This window comes from Anoxybacillus sp. FSL W8-0104 (assembly GCF_038004465.1).
GTDB classification, from domain to species: domain Bacteria; phylum Bacillota; class Bacilli; order Bacillales; family Anoxybacillaceae; genus Anoxybacillus; species Anoxybacillus flavithermus_G.
The window spans coordinates 506,890-524,577 of the sequence record NZ_JBBOQU010000001.1; the positions used below are offsets into that span (position 1 = coordinate 506,890).

The window sequence follows — 17,688 nt, forward strand, 5'->3', positions numbered from 1 at the left end:
CTGTACTTTTTTTGTCTCTTTTTTGGTTTGTATCTCCATAAAAGAGGATTTATCTCGTTTTCAAACATGAAAGTGGTGCAGGGAATCATCAAAAAAAGGGATGTATGGATCATATATCCATAGAACTAACACCAAAATCAAAGTTGATTTCCAACCATCACGGATTCAGGTGACTTCAAAACTGGAAGTTGGTGACCGATAATGATGACAAAACAACACTCGTTTGAAGCCTATTTAGATGAGTTGACGTTAATTACTATTTTGGTACCGAACGATGTTGTTCACGAACGTGCACCAATATTTTTTTTATGCGATGAAGAACAAACAGCATACCGTTTAACAGTTCGTTCAAGTGAGAAACAGCACTCATTTACAAAATATGAGTGTCTCGTTCCTTTTATCGTTCCATTAGGGAAACGATATGTCGTTTATACAGAAGAAGGATGGCAAACACCTTTACTGGTAGGGGCGGTGATGCGAACAAAAGCGTTTGACGATTTATACGCATATGACGGAAATGATCTTGGTGCAACGTACAAACCGGAAAAAACGACGTTTAAAGTGTGGGCGCCGACGGCAACAAAGGTGTCATTAAAGCTTATTCATCCGAAGACGAAAGAAGAAAAAATTTATGCCATGGTGCGCGAACAAAAAGGAATATGGACATATACCGTTTATGAAAATATAGAATATTTTTTGTATACGTATAAGACATATATCAATTTTGTTTGGCGGGAAGCGGTGGATCCTTATGCAAAAACCGTTTCAGTTAACGGCACATACGGTGTTGTTGTTGACCTTTCGAAGACAAACATACAAAAACCAACGATGCCTCCGTTTATTTCTATGACGGATGCGATCATTTATGAAATGCATGTTCGTGATTTTACGATCCATCCTAAAAGTGGCGTGGAACATAAAGGGAAATATCTCGGTTTAACGGAGCGGGACACATTAGGACCAAACGGAACGGTGACAGGTCTTTCGTACGTGAAACAGCACGGTGTGACACATGTTCAACTTATGCCTGTGCAAGATTTCGAAGGGGTGGATGAGCTCGAGCCATTTGAATACAACTGGGGATATAACACGGTGCACTACAATGCTCCAGAAGGAAGTTATGCAACGGATCCAACCGATCCATATGCGCGTATCATCGAACTAAAACAGGCGATTCGTGCGTTTCAACAAGAAGGCATTCGCGTCATTTTAGATGTCGTCTATAATCACGTATATATTCGAGAAACATCATCGTTTGAACAGCTTGTACCGGGTTATTATTTCCGATACGAATCAAACGGTTATCCATCGAATGGAACAGGAGTTGGGAATGATTTAGCATCTGAGCGGAAAATGGTACGAAAATTTATCGTTGATTCGGTGACATATTGGCTAAGTGAATACGGCGTCGATGGATTTCGTTTCGATTTAATGGGCATTTTAGATATCGACACGATGAATGACGTCCGCCGAGCTATCGATGCAATCGATCCGACAGTTCTTGTTCTTGGAGAGGGATGGGAGTTAGCTACCCCATTGCCTCAAGAAAAAAAGACAACGATTGCAAACGCAAGACACACACCGCGCATCGCTTATTTTAATGATCATTTTCGCGACTATGTTAAAGGTAGCACATTCCAAGTGCACGATCGAGGATTTGCGTTAGGTGATTGTTCATATAAGGAAGCGGTAATGGAAGTTATTCGAGGAAGCATTCATCTATTTTTTTCGCCAAGGCAAAGTGTCAATTATGTTGAATGTCACGATAACCATACATTATGGGATAAAATGATGATTGCCAATTCGCATGAGAGCGAATATATTCGTCGGAAGCGCCAAAAGCTAGCGACCGCGATCGTTTTATTATCCCAAGGTATTCCATTTTTGCATAGCGGTCAAGAGTTTTATCGAACGAAACAAGGAATTGAAAACAGCTATAACGCTCCTGATGAAGTGAATCGAATCGATTGGGAGCGGAAAAGTGAATGGGAAGAAGATATTCGAGAGATAACGGCTCTTATTGCGCTTCGTAAAAAACATGCTGCGTTTCGTTTTTTTACTGCCGATCAAGTTCGGCGTCATATCAAGTTTTATGATACCCATCCATCTGTGATCGCCTATCAGCTTGTTGATGTGGGTGTGTATGGTCCATGGGAACAAATTATTGTCGTGCATCATAATGAGGAGAAAAAAACGACATTACCTCTTTCTGAAGGAAAATGGAAAGTCGTTTTCAGCTCAAATCGGGAAGAAGTAGAGAAAAAGTGCGAATGCTTTATTGAAATTAATGGAATCGGGACGTGGGTATTAATTGAATGTTGACGGGGAAACGATGGGAAAGATAAAATCTAGTAAGATGACAATTGCAATTTTTATTTTGACTAAGTCGAAAGGTGAGCTCACTTGGAACAGTTACTAGGTAAGGAGTGGGAAATTTCCCCGGCAGGTGGTGCGACAGGGGATGCATATATCGCGGAGTACGATGGGAAGAAGTTGTTTTTAAAGCGCAACTCTTCTCCGTTTTTGGCTGTTTTATCAGCGGAAGGAATCGTCCCAAAATTAGTATGGACGAAACGAATGGAAAATGGAGACGTAATTACCGCCCAACAATTTTTACAAGCGCGTGAATTAAAGCCGAGTGATATGACTAGCAAACAAGTTGCTCAATTGCTTCGGAAAATTCATCGCTCGAAAGAATTGTTGGGAATGATGGAGCGCCTTGGTAAAAAACCTTTAGTACCTCATCGTTTGCTAGAGGAAGTAAAGCAAAATGAATACGTTGAATTAAAGGCGCATCCGACCGTTCGGGACGCATTGGCATTTTTAGAGCGACACGTAGATGATGTGTATTGTATGGATTATGTCGTTTGTCATTGCGATATGAATCATAATAACTGGCTTTTAACAGAAGATGATCAATTGTATTTAATTGACTGGGATAGCGCAATGATTGCCGATCCGGCGATTGATATCGGAATGTTGTTATATGCTTACATTCCAAGAGAGCAGTGGTCGAGTTGGCTAGAAGAATATGGTGAGAAGTTCGATGAGCAATTGCAGCTACGTATGAAATGGTATACGATTGCTCAAACGGTTACGTTGCTTGCATGGCATAAAGGAAGGAATAATGAAAAGGAAATGCAACGACTGTTGCATTTCCTTGAACATGTGCTACGTTAATTGATCCATCCAATTCGCAAGTTGCTGTTCGTGTTGATCGATGTGTAAAGAAAGATCGGTTGCATTTTTGCCGTTTTGACTATACGTGTAAATATGGGACAATGTTTGTTTCAGTTCAGAATGGACGGCATCGTTCGTCATTAACGATTTGGCGAGCCGTTCAATTTGTTCACATTCTGCAACGGTTCCTGAACGATCAAGGTGATGTTCCGATAAAATATCTTTTAACACAGTTAATTGATGTTCATGATTAATGGCCATGTTCATCCCCCTATTCGCTTTATAATATGGCCGTTTTTATCTTTTTATATACAAAGAAACGGAGGATGAGACGTGCGTTTACGAAATAAGCCTTGGGCGAAAGAAAAAATTGCATCATATCCGCAATACATTATTCCACAACCAGAGCAATATAAAGGACGTTGGCATGAATTGTTTTCAAACGATCATCCGATTCATATTGAAATTGGGACAGGGAAAGGCCGTTTTATTACCGAAATGGCAAAAATGAATCCTCACATTAACTATATTGGAATTGAGTTATATGAGAGCGTCATTGTATGCGCCCTCGACAAATTGATCGAGAACAATTTGCCAAATTTGCGTTTATTAAATGTCAATGCAAAAGACTTAACGAATATTTTTGCTAAAGGAGAAGTAGAGCGCATTTACTTAAACTTCTCTGATCCATGGCCAAAAAAGCGACACGAAAAGCGCCGCTTAACTTATCGTGCATTTTTAGAGCTATATGAAAACATTTTAGTGGATGAAGGGGAAATTCACTTCAAAACGGATAATCGCGGGCTGTTTGAATATTCCCTTGTTAGTTTTTCGCAATACGGTTTAGTTCTTCAGTATGTTAGTATCGATCTTCATCGAAGCGGCTTCGAAGGAAATGTGATGACAGAATATGAACAAAAGTTTTCGGAAAAAGGAAACCCGATTTATCGTTGTGAAGCAAAATATCGAAAACCTATGTCGTAAATCTGGCATAGGTTTTTCTCTTTTCTGAATATTTTTGTAATGTTAAAATGGAGAGTGAAAGAGGACAAGGGGGAAAAGAGATGGAGAAATTAACGATCGGTCAAGCAACGATGACGTGGCTGAATGGGGGAATTACACATTTAGACGGGGGAGCGATGTTTGGGGTTGTACCAAAGCCTCTTTGGACGAAAAAATACCCATGCAACGAACATAACCAAATTCCGCTTCGTACCGACCCGATTTTATATTGTTGAATCCGTTAAACGTCAATAAACCCAAGCGGCTTTGCTTGGGTTTTACAATTTTCGTGCTTCAATAATCGTCCCTGTTTTTGCATCAATGAGACATTCATAAGCATCGGTTGGACGAGTGACTCCTCCTCGATAGACAGTATAGCGCAACCCGTTTTTTTCAATCATTTCAACGGTTGTTTGAATCCACGATCCTGTAACGTCACCCGTTTGTTGAAAAGCTTCTTTCGCTTTTTGAAGCGCTTGTTCAGATGAAATCAAACGTCTATGTTGCCATTGGTCAAATATGTATGCTGCTGTTGCACCGACAACGATACCGGTAAGAAATGTTTTCATGCGCATATGCATTCCTCCACTTTTTCTTTTAGTATACCGAATTGTTCGAGTGGAAACTACATGTAAAATTCGCTACAATGACAAATAGCGAGAAAAGAAAGGGGATATAGCGATGGATTTGCAGTTATTTCGAACGTTAACGGAATTGCCGGGAGCACCGGGAAATGAACATGCGGTGCGCGCCTTCATGCGTGAACAGTTACAAAAATATGCCGATGAAATTGTGCAAGATCGGCTTGGGAGCATTTTTGGAGTGAAGCGCGGAACGGAAGATGGTCCAGTTGTGATGGTTGCAGGGCATATGGATGAAGTGGGTTTTATGGTCACCGCCATTACAGAACAAGGAATGATTCGCTTTCAACCGCTTGGAGGTTGGTGGGGTCAAGTACTGCTCGCTCAACGTGTACAAATCATAACAGATCAAGGTCCGATTGTTGGAGTCATCGGTTCGATCCCGCCTCATTTGCTTGATGAAGAGCAACGAAAAAAGCCGATGGATATGAAAAATATGCTTATTGATGTTGGAGCAGATGATCGTACCGATGCAGAGCGCATGGGCATCCGTCCGGGGCAACAAATTGTACCGATTTGTCCGTTTACACCGATGGCAAACGAGAAAAAAATTATGGCGAAAGCATGGGATAATCGTTACGGTTGTGGCTTGGCGATCGAGTTGTTAAAGGAATTAAAAGATGAAACGTTGCCGAACGTATTATATTCTGGAGCAACGGTTCAAGAAGAAGTCGGATTGCGCGGTGCACAAACGGCAGCAACGATGATTAAACCAGATATTTTCTTTGCGCTAGATGCAAGCCCAGCGAACGACATGACAGGAGACGAAAAAGAGTTCGGGCATCTTGGGAAAGGGGCGCTCGTGCGCATTTATGATCGTACAATGATTACTCATCGCGGCATGCGCGAATTTATTTTAGATACAGCGGAAACAAACAATATTCCATACCAATATTTCATTTCACCAGGTGGGGGAACAGATGCGGGGAGAGTGCATATCGCGAATAGCGGCATTCCTTCAGCTGTCATTGGCATTTGTGCACGCTATATTCATACACATGCTTCTATCATTCATGTGGATGACTATGAAGCGGCGAAACAGTTATTAATCGCCCTTGTAAAACAATGTGACCGTGCGACAGTCGATGCGATTCGTCATAACGGTTAAGGTGATTGAGCGATGAAAATTGCAGTTGGAACAAAAAACAACACGAAAGTAAAAGCGGTAAAAGCTGTATTTCATGAGGCGCATCATGCGATTATAGCGAGTGACGTGCAGCCGAACGTGTCAAAACAGCCGTTTTCCGATGAAGACACGTTGCAAGGTGCGATTGAGCGTGCAACGTTAGCTGTTCATGAACAACAAGCACATATCGGAATAGGTTTAGAAGGAGGCGTATTTGCTGCACGTAATGGAACAGTCTGGCTATGTAATTGGGGTGCGCTTGTAGATCGGGACGGCGTTGTCGTTGTGGCAGGAGGGGCGCGCATTCCGCTTCCTGCCGAAATTAGTGAACAATTAAAAACTGGGAAAGAATTAGCTGAAGTGATAGACGAATACGCCGATCGTCGCGATGTCCGTTCTAATGAAGGGGCGATCGGCATTTTGACGAACGGAGCCATCGACCGAACAACGATGTATACACATATTGTTTATATGTTAAAAGGGCAATATGAGCATAAGAAAGGGTGGATAAATAGATGAAAATGATTGAAAGCATCGAGCAATACAATGAAGTCATTCAGCGTGGAAAAGTGATTATGATGTTTACGGCTGATTGGTGCCGGGATTGTCAATTCATCAAACCGGTTTTACCAGAAATTGAAGCGCAATTTTCCGATTATACGTTTTATGCGGTCGATCGTGATCAATTGCTTGATTTGTTTGCGGAGCACAACGTTTTTGGCATTCCGAGTTTTATTGCATATGAAAATGGCCAAGAGAAAGGGCGATTTGTCAGCAAAGATCGGAAAACGAAAGAAGAAATCGTCGCTTTTATTCAAAGTTTAGGTGAGCGTGATGAATAGTAAGCAAATAAGCGAGCATATTCAACAACGATTATCCCACTACCCATGGGAATTTCGATGGGATCGAAAAAAAGATACACTTCGCATTGAGCATCGTGACACGAAAAAAGGGGTGACGATTTCGTTACCCCCTATTATCGCAAAATGGGAGGTTGAGAAAGAGCGTGCCATTGACGAAATTGTTTATTATGTCGAACAAACGTTAACGGCATTACATGATGATTCGCCGTTACACGGAAAAGAAAAACATATATATCCGGTCATTCGTTCTACCTCATTTCCGACAACGACGAACGAAGGCGCTGCGTTTATTTATGACGAGCATACAGCAGAAACGCGCATTTATTATGCGCTCGATTTAGGAACAACGTATCGGCTCATTGATGAACGTTTAGTTGAATCCGAGCGTTGGAATGTGCAACAATTGAAAGAAATTGCCCGTTTTAACATCCGTTCGTTGCCTACGACAGTAAAAGAAGATCGTGTCGGTGGCAATACGTTTTATTTTTTGAATACAAACGATGGATATGATGCAAGTCGCATATTGAATGATGCTTTTTTGAAAAGTTTTTCCGAAAAAATAAAAGGAACGATGTTGCTTGCGGTTCCTCATCAAGATGTGCTCATTATTGCTGACATTGAAAACGAAATCGGCTATGATGTACTTGCGCAGTTAACGATGAGTTTTTTTGCAAGTGGCAGAGTGCCGATTACTGCGCTTTCATTTTTATATGAAGGTGGGCAATTGCAACCGATTTTTATTCTTGGAAAAAATCATCGAAAGGATGAGAAATGATGAACGTATTTTACAATCGAGAAGGTATTGGCGACACGTTGCTCATTACTTTAAAAGTTGTTGATCCACAAGTGCGTGCTTTTGAGAAAAAAGGGGATGTTGTGCGCATTTATGATGAGCAAACAAGTGAAACAGTTGGTTACAATATTTTTCATGCGTCTACATATAGCACATTTGAAGGAAATGGAGTCGTTGAACTAAACGAACAAGTAATCGCTACGATTAACGACATATTGCAAAAAAATGGTGTAAATGAACAATTAAAGGCTGATTTTTCACCAAAATTTGTTGTCGGTTACGTGAAAGAAAAGGAGAAGCACCCGAATGCTGATAAATTAAGTGTTTGTCAAGTAGACATTGGTACGGAAACATTGCAAATTGTATGCGGGGCTCCAAACGTAGAAGCAGGACAAAAAGTCGTTGTCGCAAAAGTCGGAGCAGTCATGCCAAGCGGTCTAGTCATTCAAGAGGCAGAACTTCGTGGGGTGAAGTCTTACGGAATGATTTGTTCTGCCCGTGAACTCGATTTGCCAAACGCCCCACAAGAGAAAGGGATTCTCGTTTTAGATGATGAGTACGAAGTAGGTCAACCATTTTTTAGCTGACTTCCATCACGGCAGTCAGCTTTTTTTGTGGTAAAATAAAACCGAATGTATAAGAGAAAGAGTGAGGATTAAATGGGTTGGTTTAAGGCACTACTTCGTTATTTATTTGGAGAAAATGATAAGGAAAAAGAAACGCGCAAACGCCTCCCTTCCGTACAAAAAAATGATCATAAACATGTGGAGGCAAAAGTTGTTTATGAATATCCGAAAGGGAAATTTCGCTTTCCATTAATTCCAGATGAACCAAAAGAAAGACAAAAAGAGCGAATATATGAACAAAAGCGCTCATCACCACAGACCGTTTCCTCTGAGAAAAAAATAACACGCATAGAGCGCACAGTAAACGAATCACGCACGTTTCGTCCGACAGATGTGCCATCGCCTATATTTGGTTATAAGCGAATGGAGCGTGTTGAGCGAAAAAAAGAACATGATGCGGTTGTTGAATTTGAACTTCCGATCGTTGAAGAAGCTGAAACAAACGAACATGTGCATATGCCAGCAAGTGAGCCAATTCATCATGAAGAGAAAGATGTTGCTCATGAAAAAGAAGAAATGCAACAAGAAGAAGTGCAGAGGGAAGCTGGTGAAGAACAAGTTACGCAAATACAGGTAGGAGAAAGTAAAGAGCAGGAGCGTAGAGAAGAAAAAATTGAACAAACGAACGAAGAACGGGAGAGAAAGAGAAGCGGTGTGCCATATAACGTGATGATGTTAAAACAAGATCGAGAAAAATGGAAAGAGCGACAGCAACAGCAACAGCGATCTTATACGTTTCCGCCGTTATCGCTATTGCATGCTCCAGCGATTCAACATGAGGGCGATGAAACGTGGCTAAAAGAGCAGACAGAGCGGTTAAATGAGACGTTTAAAAATTTTAACGTTGGAGCAACAGTCGTTCACGTGACTCAAGGTCCGACGGTGACTCGTTTTGAAGTGCAACCAGAACTTGGAGTGAAAGTGAATAAAATTACGAATTTAGCGGATGATATCAAATTAAATTTAGCGGCTGTAGATATTCGTATCGAAGCGCCTATCCCTGGGAAAAACACGATCGGAATCGAAGTGCCTAATCGCTCAAGCCGCCCTGTTTTCATTCGTGAAGTATTACAAAGCGAGGTGTTCCAACAATCACAATCTCCGTTAGCCGTTGCCTTAGGATTAGATATTTCAGGGAGACCAGTTGTTACTGATTTAAAAAAGATGCCGCACGGATTGATTGCGGGAGCAACTGGATCAGGGAAAAGCGTCTGCATGAATGCGATGTTAGTAAGTTTGTTATATAAAGCAACACCGCACGAAGTGAAGTTATTATTGATCGATCCGAAAATGGTCGAACTTGCACCGTACAATCATATTCCACATTTAGTTAGCCCAGTTATTACAGATGCAAAAGCAGCAACAGCAGCATTAAAATGGGCTGTATCTGAAATGGAGCGGCGATATGAGCTGTTTGCACATACAGGGGTGCGCGATATTGTTCGTTATAATGAGTTAATACGAAAAGCACAAAAGCCAGAACAACATCTACCTTATATTGTTATTGTCATTGATGAATTAGCAGATTTAATGATGGTTGCTCCAGCCGATGTAGAGGAAGCTATTTGCCGTATTGCCCAAAAAGCGCGGGCGTGTGGGATGCACTTACTTGTTGCTACACAACGACCGTCTGTTGATGTCATTACCGGCTTAATTAAGGCAAATATCCCAACGCGCATTGCCTTTTCTGTATCGTCACAAATTGATTCACGTACAATTATTGATATAAACGGTGCTGAAAAATTACTTGGGCGAGGCGATATGTTATTTTTAGAAAACGGAACAGCAAAACCAATTCGCTTACAAGGCAATTTTGTATCGGATGAAGAAATTGAGCGCGTCGTTGCCCATGTGCGTCAACAAATGGAACTGTCTTATTTATTTCAACACGATGAGTTGTTGCAACAACATGTACAAGCTGAGGAAGATGATGAGCTCTTTTATGAAGCATGTGAGTTTGTTGTTCAACAAGGTGGTGCTTCGACGTCGAGTTTGCAACGTCGTTTTCGTATCGGCTATAATCGGGCAGCGCGCTTAATTGAAATGATGGAGCAGCGTGGGATTGTATCGGCACCAAAAGGAAGCAAGCCACGCGATGTGCTAATTGACGAGCAAGATCTTGAGCAACTACAAGATACAATTTAGACGGAGTAGTCGTGAAATAGAAAACGTGCTATGCTAAAGACGTGAAAACGATGGCTGAAGGGGAAAGAAAAATGAAAGAGATCGAGTTGAAATTACAAGGGAAAATTAAACGGCTAACAAATAAAACGTTTAAATTTGATGAGCGTGTGCGAGACGGATGGTTTTCAGCCGTATATTTTTTAAAAACGCGTGAAATCGTCAAAGAATTTCGTCCGGATAATATCGTCACAATGCAATTTTTTCAAAAAGAACATGCTGTTTTATGTGGCACCGATGAAGTGATCGCCTTGTTGCATACATTTGCAGATGAACCAGAAAAATTAGAGATTTACTCGTTAAAAGATGGAGACAAAATTAGTCCGTTTGAGACGGTGCTTACGATTACAGGGCCGTATCAAAATTTTGGGTATTTAGAAGGCATTATTGATGGAATTTTAGCGCGCCGAACATCTGTAGCAACAAACGTATACAATGTAGTTAAAGCGGCGGCATTATCTGGTGTACAAAAGCCGGTCATTTTTATGGGAGATCGGGATGATCATTTTATGATGCAAGCTGGTGATGGATACGCTGCGTTTATTGGTGGTTCCACCGCTCAAGCGACCCATGCGATGAACGAGTGGTGGGGAAAACAAGGCATGGGGACGATGCCGCATGCCCTCATTCAATTGTTTGATGGTGACGTTGTTGCGGCAGCAAAAGCGTATCATGCAAAATATCCAGATGATGATTTAATTGTTCTTGTTGATTACAACAATGACTGTATTACAGATGCGCTGAAAGTGGCTCGTGAATTTGGCGATAAGCTAAAGGCTGTTCGCGTTGATACGTCTCGGACGATGATCGATCAATATTTTATTCGCCATCCAGAAGTGCTTGGCACATTTGATCCACGTGGCGTCAATCCACCGCTTATTTTTGCTTTACGCGAAGCGCTTGATCGCGAAGGATTTGAACATGTTAAAATCGTTGTTAGTGGCGGATTTAATGAACAGCGCATTATTGAGTTTGAAAAACAAGGTGTACCAGTTGATATGTATGGTGTGGGAAGTAGTTTATTGAAAGTGCACATTGGTTTTACAGGAGATAATGTATTGTTAAATGGAAAACATCAAGCGAAAGCAGGACGGCGTTATCGTCCAAATCCGCGCCTTGAAAAAGTGGAGTATACGCCTCAATAACACGGAAAAACTGATAGAAGAACATTCTTCTATCAGTTTTTCTTATCATCGTGGGCAAACGATGGTATAATGAAATTTGTTACATATCGTGAAAATAGCAAAACGGAATTTATGTCATATACTGTGATATAGATCAACGATAGTTGGTGGAGGTTTTCTTATGACTATTTACCATTTTGTCGGCATTAAAGGAACTGGAATGAGCGCACTCGCACAAGTATTACATGATATGAAATGCGTCGTGCAAGGATCGGACTATGATAAGCGGTTTTTCACGCAAGAAGCTTTAGAAGCACGTGGGATACCGATTTTTCCATTTAGTGCTCAAAATATTCAGAAAAATATGGTCGTGATTGCTGGTAACGCCTTTCCTGATACACATGAAGAAATTGTAGCCGCTCGTGAACTCGGTGTACCCGTCATTCGTTACCATCAGTTTTTAGGTGAATTTTTACAAAAATTTACGAGTATCGCTGTGACAGGCGCCCATGGGAAGACATCAACAACAGGATTGCTTGCTCATGTAATGCAGGGAGCAGAACCGACGTCGTATTTGATCGGTGATGGTTCTGGAAAAGGAAGAGAAGGGAGCAAGTATTTTGTATTTGAAGCGTGTGAATATCGCCGTCATTTTTTAGCATATTCCCCTGATTATGCGATTATGACAAATATTGATTTTGATCATCCAGATTACTTTGTAAATATTGAAGATGTGTTTTCAGCATTTCAACAAATGGCGTGGCAAGTGAAAGAAGGAATTATTGCTTGTGGGGATGATGAATATTTACAAAAAATTCAAGCTAAAGTTCCTGTTGTTTTTTACGGGTTCGGTGAAGATAACGATTTTCAAGCCCGAAATGTTGTGAAAACACCAGAAGGGACATCGTTTGATGTGTTTGTGCGCCATACGTTTTTTGCTTCTTTCCATATTCCGCGATATGGCGATCATAACGTGCTTAATGCGCTTGCTGTCATTGCGCTTTGCCATTATGAAGGGATCGATGTAAGCATTATTCAAGAGCGATTAAAAACGTTTCCTGGCGTGAAACGTCGCTTCCATGAGAAAACGTTTGGTTCACAAGTGCTTATTGATGATTATGCGCATCATCCGACTGAAATACGTGCAACGATCGAAGCAGCAAGACAAAAGTATCCAGATCGTCAAATTGTTGCGATTTTTCAACCGCACACATACACGCGTACACAAACATTTTTACATGAATTTGCTGAAAGCTTATCGTTAGCTGATGCGGTATATTTGTGCGATATTTTTGGCTCTGCTCGTGAGCATCAAGGGAAATTATCTATCGAGGATTTGCGTGCTAAAATCGAAGGGGCAAAGCTTTTAGACGAGGAGCAAGTCGATGTATTAAAGCAACATGATAACGCTGTGCTTATTTTTATGGGAGCAGGCGATATTCAAAAATTTCAACAAAGATATGAACAATCCGTTCACGTATAAGCAAAAAGCAACTATGATGCGTTCATAGTTGCTTTTTGCATTTGTTCGTATGTGATGTTCCAATGCGAAGCATGCCACGCTACTCCGTCATTTGTCACCCATAACACTTGAGGAGATTCGTGTTTAACATGAAATGTTTCTGCAATATGTTGCGACAATGGGCGTGCGTGTTGTACATGTAAATAATATGCATGAATGTGCGGAAAATCTTTTGTGAAACGTTCGAACTCCCCCCATGCTCGATGGCTAATTGGACATGTAAGACTATGTTTCATCAATAAAAATGGACGATGGGACAAACAAATTTGTTCAAACTGTTCTACTGTCTCAATTTTCTCCATGCGTGTCCATTCCTTTATTTAAATGTTTTTCCACATCGTTCACAGCTTCCTCTGTCTCTTTTAACAACTGTTCCACATCTGATGAAGGAAGCGGAATCGGAATAGATGAAACGGAATGTGATTTCTCTTGTTCGCTTTTTATCAGTTCTTCTTTTTCTTCACTTTTTCTCCATTCATTTATATTGCTTTCTTTTAAATCATTCAGCAGTTGTTTTCCATGTTGTGCTGATTCGGTTAATAACTGCTTTCCACGTTCGCTTGACAAGAATAGTGCTGTTGCTGCGCCTGCAATTCCCCCGACAATTGTCCCAAGTAGAAAAGAACTATTTTTAGCCATATGAAACCCTCCTTATTTTCGTTTCCCTTTCCATTTTGTCCATATTTCTACAAGCGTTTGGCCCCATTGAATGGCTTGTGTAATTTTTTTTTCATTTGTTGTTAACGTTTTAGAAATGGAGTCGCTAAATGTTTGAACGGTGACTCCTACTTGTTTGACTGCATCAAATACCCCTTGCAAACTTTCTGCTTTTTTATGCACATCATCCGCAAGCGCGTTCGTCTTATGTAGTAATTGTGCCGTTTCTTTTCCGATTTCATGCATTTGTTTTTCAACTTCTTCGACGGTTTTCGCAACGTGTTGTAAAGTTGTTTGCAACGTTTTTAACGTTTGGATAACATAAATGACTAAAATGAGAAAGGCGATGGCGATGAGTGCAATGCTCCCGTATAAAATAATGTTCATTGTAAAACCCCTTTCTGTATACTTTACATTTCGTTCGACAAAAAAAGAAAAAATCCTGCAAAAAGCTCCAAATTTTTTGTAGGTCGGTTACAATATACATGTACATATGATGGAATGGAGGAAGACAAATGAAAGATCCACGTATTGAAAAGTTAGCGAAAAACTTAATTCATTACTCGCTTCGTTTACAAAAAGGAGAAAAGGTATTAATCGAAAACTTCGGTTTGCAACGAGAGCTTGTGATCGCGCTTGTGCGTGAAGCATATGCGGTAGGTGCTTATCCGTTTGTTTCATTGAAAGACCATCAAGTCGACCGTGCCCTTTTGCTCGGTGCACAAGAAGAACAGTTTAACATGATGGCTGAGTTCGAAGCGAATGTTATGAAAGAGATGGATGCTTATATCGGCTTACGTGCTGGGGACAACATTAATGAGTTTGCTGACGTGCCAGCGGATAAAATGAAAATTCATGGAAAAACAATTATGCAAAAAGTACATCGTGACATTCGTGTACCGAAAACGAAGTGGGTTGTGCTCCGCTATCCGAATCCATCGATGGCACAGCTTGCAAAAATGAGTACAGAGGCGTTCGAAGATTTTTATTTCAACGTATGTAACTTAGATTACGGTAAAATGGATAAAGCGATGGATGCTCTCGTTGAGTTAATGAATAAAACGGATCAAGTGCGCATTACAGGACCGGGTACAGATTTAACGTTCTCCATTAAAGATATTCCTGCTATAAAATGTTCAGGCCAAATGAACATTCCAGACGGAGAAGTATATACGGCTCCAGTCCGCGATTCTGTCAATGGTACCATTACGTTTAATACACCTTCTCCTTATCAAGGATTTACGTTTGAAAACGTGAAATTAACATTTAAAGATGGAAAAATTATTGAAGCAACAGCAAACGATACAGAGCGCATTAATCAAATTTTTGATACAGATGAAGGTGCGCGTTACATTGGTGAATTTGCGATCGGGGTCAACCCATACATTCAACATCCGATGCAAGATATTTTGTTTGATGAAAAAATTGATGGAAGCTTCCATTTTACGCCGGGGCAATGTTACGATGAAGCATACAATGGTAACCATTCGAACATTCATTGGGATATGGTTATGATTCAACGTCCGGAATATGGCGGCGGTGAAATATATTTTGACGGTGTGCTTATTCGCAAAGATGGCCGTTTTGTCATCCCAGAATTAGAACCGTTAAATCCAGAAAACTTAAAATAAAAGAGAAAAGCAACTATGACTTGCTCATAGTTGCTTTTTCTTATGCCAAACAATTTCAAGTTGATCTCCTGGGGTAAGCGGTTCATAAAATGTTGTTTGTTCTCCATTTTTTTAGCAATGTAAATGTTGTTGATGCCCCGTGAGGAATATCAACTTCGACATATTGAAATATATCTTGAAAAATGAACGGTTCGATTTTTTGTTCATGAAATTGGAGCTCATCTTCATGGTGAACGAGACCATCTTCTTTGAGCTGTTCACCGTTGCGATAAAATATACCGATCGGCTTTGTCAATGTAAATGTTTCGCCATGAAATATAATCGGCATCGTATAATGAAGCTTTATTTGTTTTGCTTCAGCAATTTGAGCGATGGTGCGCGGCTTTTGTTCGTGAACAGTAATATGATCGCCGTCTTCAAACGTTGTATAACGTTGGCACTCTAGCCCGTTGCGATACACTGTTCCGCACCATTCAGGAAATTTTATTTGTTTTCCGTTTAACGTGATTGTAAACGGTTCAAGTTGTTTCAGAAGGTGGTCGTTTTTTGTTGCTTTTAGAAGCTGTTCAATCGTTTCAGGCATATGAACGACAATGTCATCACGATCACATAAGACGACATCGAGAGAAACAACTTCTCCGTTTCGTAATATAAGTGGCTCAATGTTGTAGTGTTGATCATTTATCGTTACATGCTTTGTCGGCAATGATTCGAGCAAATCAAGAAGCCGAATCACAGCTTGTTTCCCATCTTTTCCTTTTTCGACTATGATGTGGTCATTGCTTTTGATTGGTGTATCAAATGTCGCTAGCTCACCATTTTTTATAATGGTTGGTGGTTCTCCGTGTGTCCCGGGAACTGTAATAACCTGTCCATTCAACGTAATGACGCACGCTAAGCCTGGTTTTCCGTATAGTTTATGTATTTGAATGCCTGCAGCGAGTAAGGCATCACCGATTGTTAGTTGCTTCATATCAAATAGGCGAATTGTTTGTTCATTTACATGAACTGTCACGTACTGGATCGGTGTTTGCTTTGCGGCAATTGCGATGCCGATCGGGGTGACGAGTTCTGGTCGATGTTTCATTTCTTCACGATCGATATGCAATTTTTGAATAGCATCAATACCACGAATAGCAATGCGATTTTCTGGAAGATGAAGCTTGTGAGCAAGCCGTTTTGGAAGTTCGGGCGTCAAGCTCCCTCCTCCAACGAGCATAACTGCTTTCGGAGATTGATGATTATTTAATCGTAAAATTTCTTTGCTAATCGCATCAGCAAGTCGATCAATGGCATCTGAAATCGTGGCAATCATTTGTTCGCGAGTCACTTCTGTTTCAAACCCGAGAATGTCTGTGATTGTTACCGTTTCTTTCGAATGCAAGTCGCGTTTCGCTTGTTCAGCGAGAGGGAAATCAAGCAAATAGGCGTCTGAAATTGCTTCAGTAATTTCATCTCCTGCCATCGGTACCATGCCGTAGGCGATGACTGTACCGAGATCGGTAATGGCGATGTCAGACGTTCCTGCGCCAATGTCTACAAGTGCTACATTTAATCGTCGCATCGTTAGAGGAATAAGCACGTTTAGTGCGGCGATCGGCTCAAGTGTTAGCGCCTCCATTTCTAAATGAGCGCGTTGTAGTGCTGCAAGAAGTGACTCAACAACGAGTCTCGGTAAAAATGTAGCGATCACTTCAACGCTTGCCTCGTCTCCTTGCTGATCAATTAAGTTACCAATTTCTTCGCCGTCAATTTCATAGCGCGTGACGGAATAACCGACGCAATAATAGTGATAACTTTTTTCATTCGCTGATTTTTCTGCTAACGTCATTTGAGCTTGCTGTACGGCGGTGAGTTCTAAGTACGCGACATCTTCATGAGTTAAAAGCGGCTTTCCTTTAATTGAAATCGTTGCTTTTCCTTTTTCTGTTTTTAATGAACGACCTGCCGCTGCGACGCATACGCGCGTCAAAGGCCCGTGCCGCTCCTCTAACGTTTTCTTTATGTCGAGAATGACGTTAGAAACAGCAAGCACATCGTGAATTTGCCCATCAAGCATTGCCCGTTCTTCATGTTCTTTTATGACAATGTCTTCAACTTGATATCGTCCGTCTATTTCCTTTAAAATAATGCCAACTACTGAACGTGTGCCAATGTCTAATGCAAAAATCAAGCTTCCCACCTTCTTTTTCGAAAATTAAAAAATTCTTTATTACTTAAACGCGTTCACTACCGTCGCATAAATGATGTCTGAATTTTCAGTTTTATTTTTTCTGGACTTTAGAGAAAAAACGAAAACACCTAAGCGAGGGTAGTATACATCCATTTTTTTACTATAACCT

At 40.8% G+C, this 17,688-nt stretch carries 17 protein-coding genes and 2 pseudogenes; 13 read left to right on the forward strand and 6 right to left on the reverse strand.

The features are described 5' to 3' along the window. Positions 1 to 201 precede the first annotated feature (201 nt). Both pulA and NST18_RS02820 read left to right on the forward strand, forming a co-directional pair. Entirely contained in the window at positions 202 to 2,322 is a 2,121-nt protein-coding gene (gene pulA, locus NST18_RS02815) for a type I pullulanase (RefSeq protein ID WP_004888983.1), read from the forward strand. 81 nt (positions 2,323 to 2,403) lie between these two features. Continuing rightward, positions 2,404 to 3,180, forward strand: coding sequence for a phosphotransferase family protein (locus NST18_RS02820; protein WP_004888984.1), 777 nt, complete (start codon positions 2,404 to 2,406; stop codon positions 3,178 to 3,180). Here the strand turns inward: NST18_RS02820 and NST18_RS02825 are convergent. After that, positions 3,172 to 3,441 carry a YtzH-like family protein gene (locus tag NST18_RS02825; protein WP_004888985.1) on the reverse strand — a complete coding sequence of 90 codons (270 nt, stop codon included), beginning with the start codon at positions 3,439 to 3,441 and terminating at the stop codon, positions 3,172 to 3,174. The genes NST18_RS02820 and NST18_RS02825 overlap by 9 nt on opposite strands. 72 nt (positions 3,442 to 3,513) lie before the next feature. Here NST18_RS02825 and trmB point away from each other — a divergent pair, with 72 nt between their 5' ends. Both trmB and NST18_RS02835 read left to right on the forward strand, forming a co-directional pair. Next, complete coding sequence (gene trmB / locus NST18_RS02830; RefSeq protein WP_004888986.1) at positions 3,514 to 4,164, forward strand: tRNA (guanosine(46)-N7)-methyltransferase TrmB; 651 nt, start codon at positions 3,514 to 3,516, stop codon at positions 4,162 to 4,164. Positions 4,165 to 4,244: 80 nt separating this feature from the next. After that, positions 4,245 to 4,409, forward strand: a pseudogene (locus NST18_RS02835) (MBL fold metallo-hydrolase); the annotation flags it as partial. Positions 4,410 to 4,460: 51 nt separating this feature from the next. Here NST18_RS02835 and NST18_RS02840 read toward each other — a convergent pair. After that, positions 4,461 to 4,757, reverse strand: coding sequence for a PepSY domain-containing protein (locus NST18_RS02840; RefSeq protein ID WP_035018443.1), 297 nt, complete (start codon positions 4,755 to 4,757; stop codon positions 4,461 to 4,463). Positions 4,758 to 4,863: 106 nt separating this feature from the next. Between NST18_RS02840 and NST18_RS02845 the strand changes: the two genes are divergently transcribed. The 8 genes from NST18_RS02845 (at position 4,864) to murC (ending at position 13,019) form a co-directional block, all read left to right on the forward strand. Then, complete coding sequence (locus tag NST18_RS02845; RefSeq protein WP_004888988.1) at positions 4,864 to 5,931, forward strand: M42 family metallopeptidase; 1,068 nt, start codon at positions 4,864 to 4,866, stop codon at positions 5,929 to 5,931. Positions 5,932 to 5,943: 12 nt separating this feature from the next. Continuing rightward, positions 5,944 to 6,468, forward strand: coding sequence for a DUF84 family protein (locus tag NST18_RS02850; protein ID WP_004888989.1), 525 nt, complete (start codon positions 5,944 to 5,946; stop codon positions 6,466 to 6,468). Next, the gene (locus NST18_RS02855) at positions 6,465 to 6,791 is read left to right on the forward strand and encodes a thioredoxin family protein (RefSeq protein ID WP_004888990.1); all 327 of its coding nucleotides are present in this window, start codon (positions 6,465 to 6,467) and stop codon (positions 6,789 to 6,791) included. Before NST18_RS02850 ends, NST18_RS02855 begins: the two co-directional genes overlap by 4 nt. Continuing rightward, positions 6,784 to 7,587: a DUF1444 domain-containing protein gene (locus NST18_RS02860; RefSeq protein WP_004888991.1), complete on the forward strand. Its 804-nt coding sequence runs from the start codon at positions 6,784 to 6,786 to the stop codon at positions 7,585 to 7,587. The genes NST18_RS02855 and NST18_RS02860 overlap by 8 nt, the downstream gene beginning before the upstream one ends. After that, positions 7,587 to 8,192: a YtpR family tRNA-binding protein gene (gene ytpR / locus NST18_RS02865; RefSeq protein ID WP_035018444.1), complete on the forward strand. Its 606-nt coding sequence runs from the start codon at positions 7,587 to 7,589 to the stop codon at positions 8,190 to 8,192. The genes NST18_RS02860 and ytpR overlap by 1 nt, the downstream gene beginning before the upstream one ends. Positions 8,193 to 8,264: 72 nt before the next feature. Then, positions 8,265 to 10,376 carry a DNA translocase FtsK gene (locus NST18_RS02870; RefSeq protein ID WP_004888993.1) on the forward strand — a complete coding sequence of 704 codons (2,112 nt, stop codon included), beginning with the start codon at positions 8,265 to 8,267 and terminating at the stop codon, positions 10,374 to 10,376. Between the two features lie 71 nt (positions 10,377 to 10,447). Next, positions 10,448 to 11,557 (forward strand): nicotinate phosphoribosyltransferase, encoded by a 1,110-nt coding sequence (locus NST18_RS02875; RefSeq protein WP_004888994.1) that lies wholly within the window; start codon positions 10,448 to 10,450, stop codon positions 11,555 to 11,557. Between the two features lie 160 nt (positions 11,558 to 11,717). Further along, positions 11,718 to 13,019, forward strand: a complete 1,302-nt coding sequence (gene murC, locus NST18_RS02880) for a UDP-N-acetylmuramate--L-alanine ligase (protein ID WP_004888995.1) — start codon at positions 11,718 to 11,720, stop codon at positions 13,017 to 13,019. Positions 13,020 to 13,030: 11 nt separating this feature from the next. Here murC and ytxJ read toward each other — a convergent pair whose 3' ends face one another. Genes ytxJ through NST18_RS02895 form a run of 3 tightly spaced genes read right to left on the reverse strand, consistent with a single transcriptional unit; the run spans position 13,031 to position 14,102 of the window. Further along, positions 13,031 to 13,360 (reverse strand): bacillithiol system redox-active protein YtxJ, encoded by a 330-nt coding sequence (ytxJ, locus tag NST18_RS02885; RefSeq protein ID WP_004888996.1) that lies wholly within the window; start codon positions 13,358 to 13,360, stop codon positions 13,031 to 13,033. Continuing rightward, the gene (locus NST18_RS02890; protein WP_004888997.1) at positions 13,347 to 13,697 is read right to left on the reverse strand and encodes a hypothetical protein; all 351 of its coding nucleotides are present in this window, start codon (positions 13,695 to 13,697) and stop codon (positions 13,347 to 13,349) included. The genes ytxJ and NST18_RS02890 overlap by 14 nt, the downstream gene beginning before the upstream one ends. Positions 13,698 to 13,709: 12 nt before the next feature. Continuing rightward, a complete protein-coding gene (locus NST18_RS02895; RefSeq protein WP_004888998.1) occupies positions 13,710 to 14,102 on the reverse strand; it encodes a DUF948 domain-containing protein in 393 nt (130 codons plus the stop codon). 128 nt (positions 14,103 to 14,230) lie between these two features. Between NST18_RS02895 and NST18_RS02900 the strand changes: the two genes are divergently transcribed. Continuing rightward, complete coding sequence (locus NST18_RS02900) at positions 14,231 to 15,346, forward strand: aminopeptidase (protein ID WP_004888999.1); 1,116 nt, start codon at positions 14,231 to 14,233, stop codon at positions 15,344 to 15,346. Positions 15,347 to 15,370: 24 nt separating this feature from the next. On the opposite strand, the pseudogene NST18_RS02905 reads toward NST18_RS02900, so the two are convergent. Further along, positions 15,371 to 17,528 (reverse strand): annotated as a pseudogene (locus NST18_RS02905) (cell division protein FtsA). Positions 17,529 to 17,688: the final 160 nt, after the last annotated feature.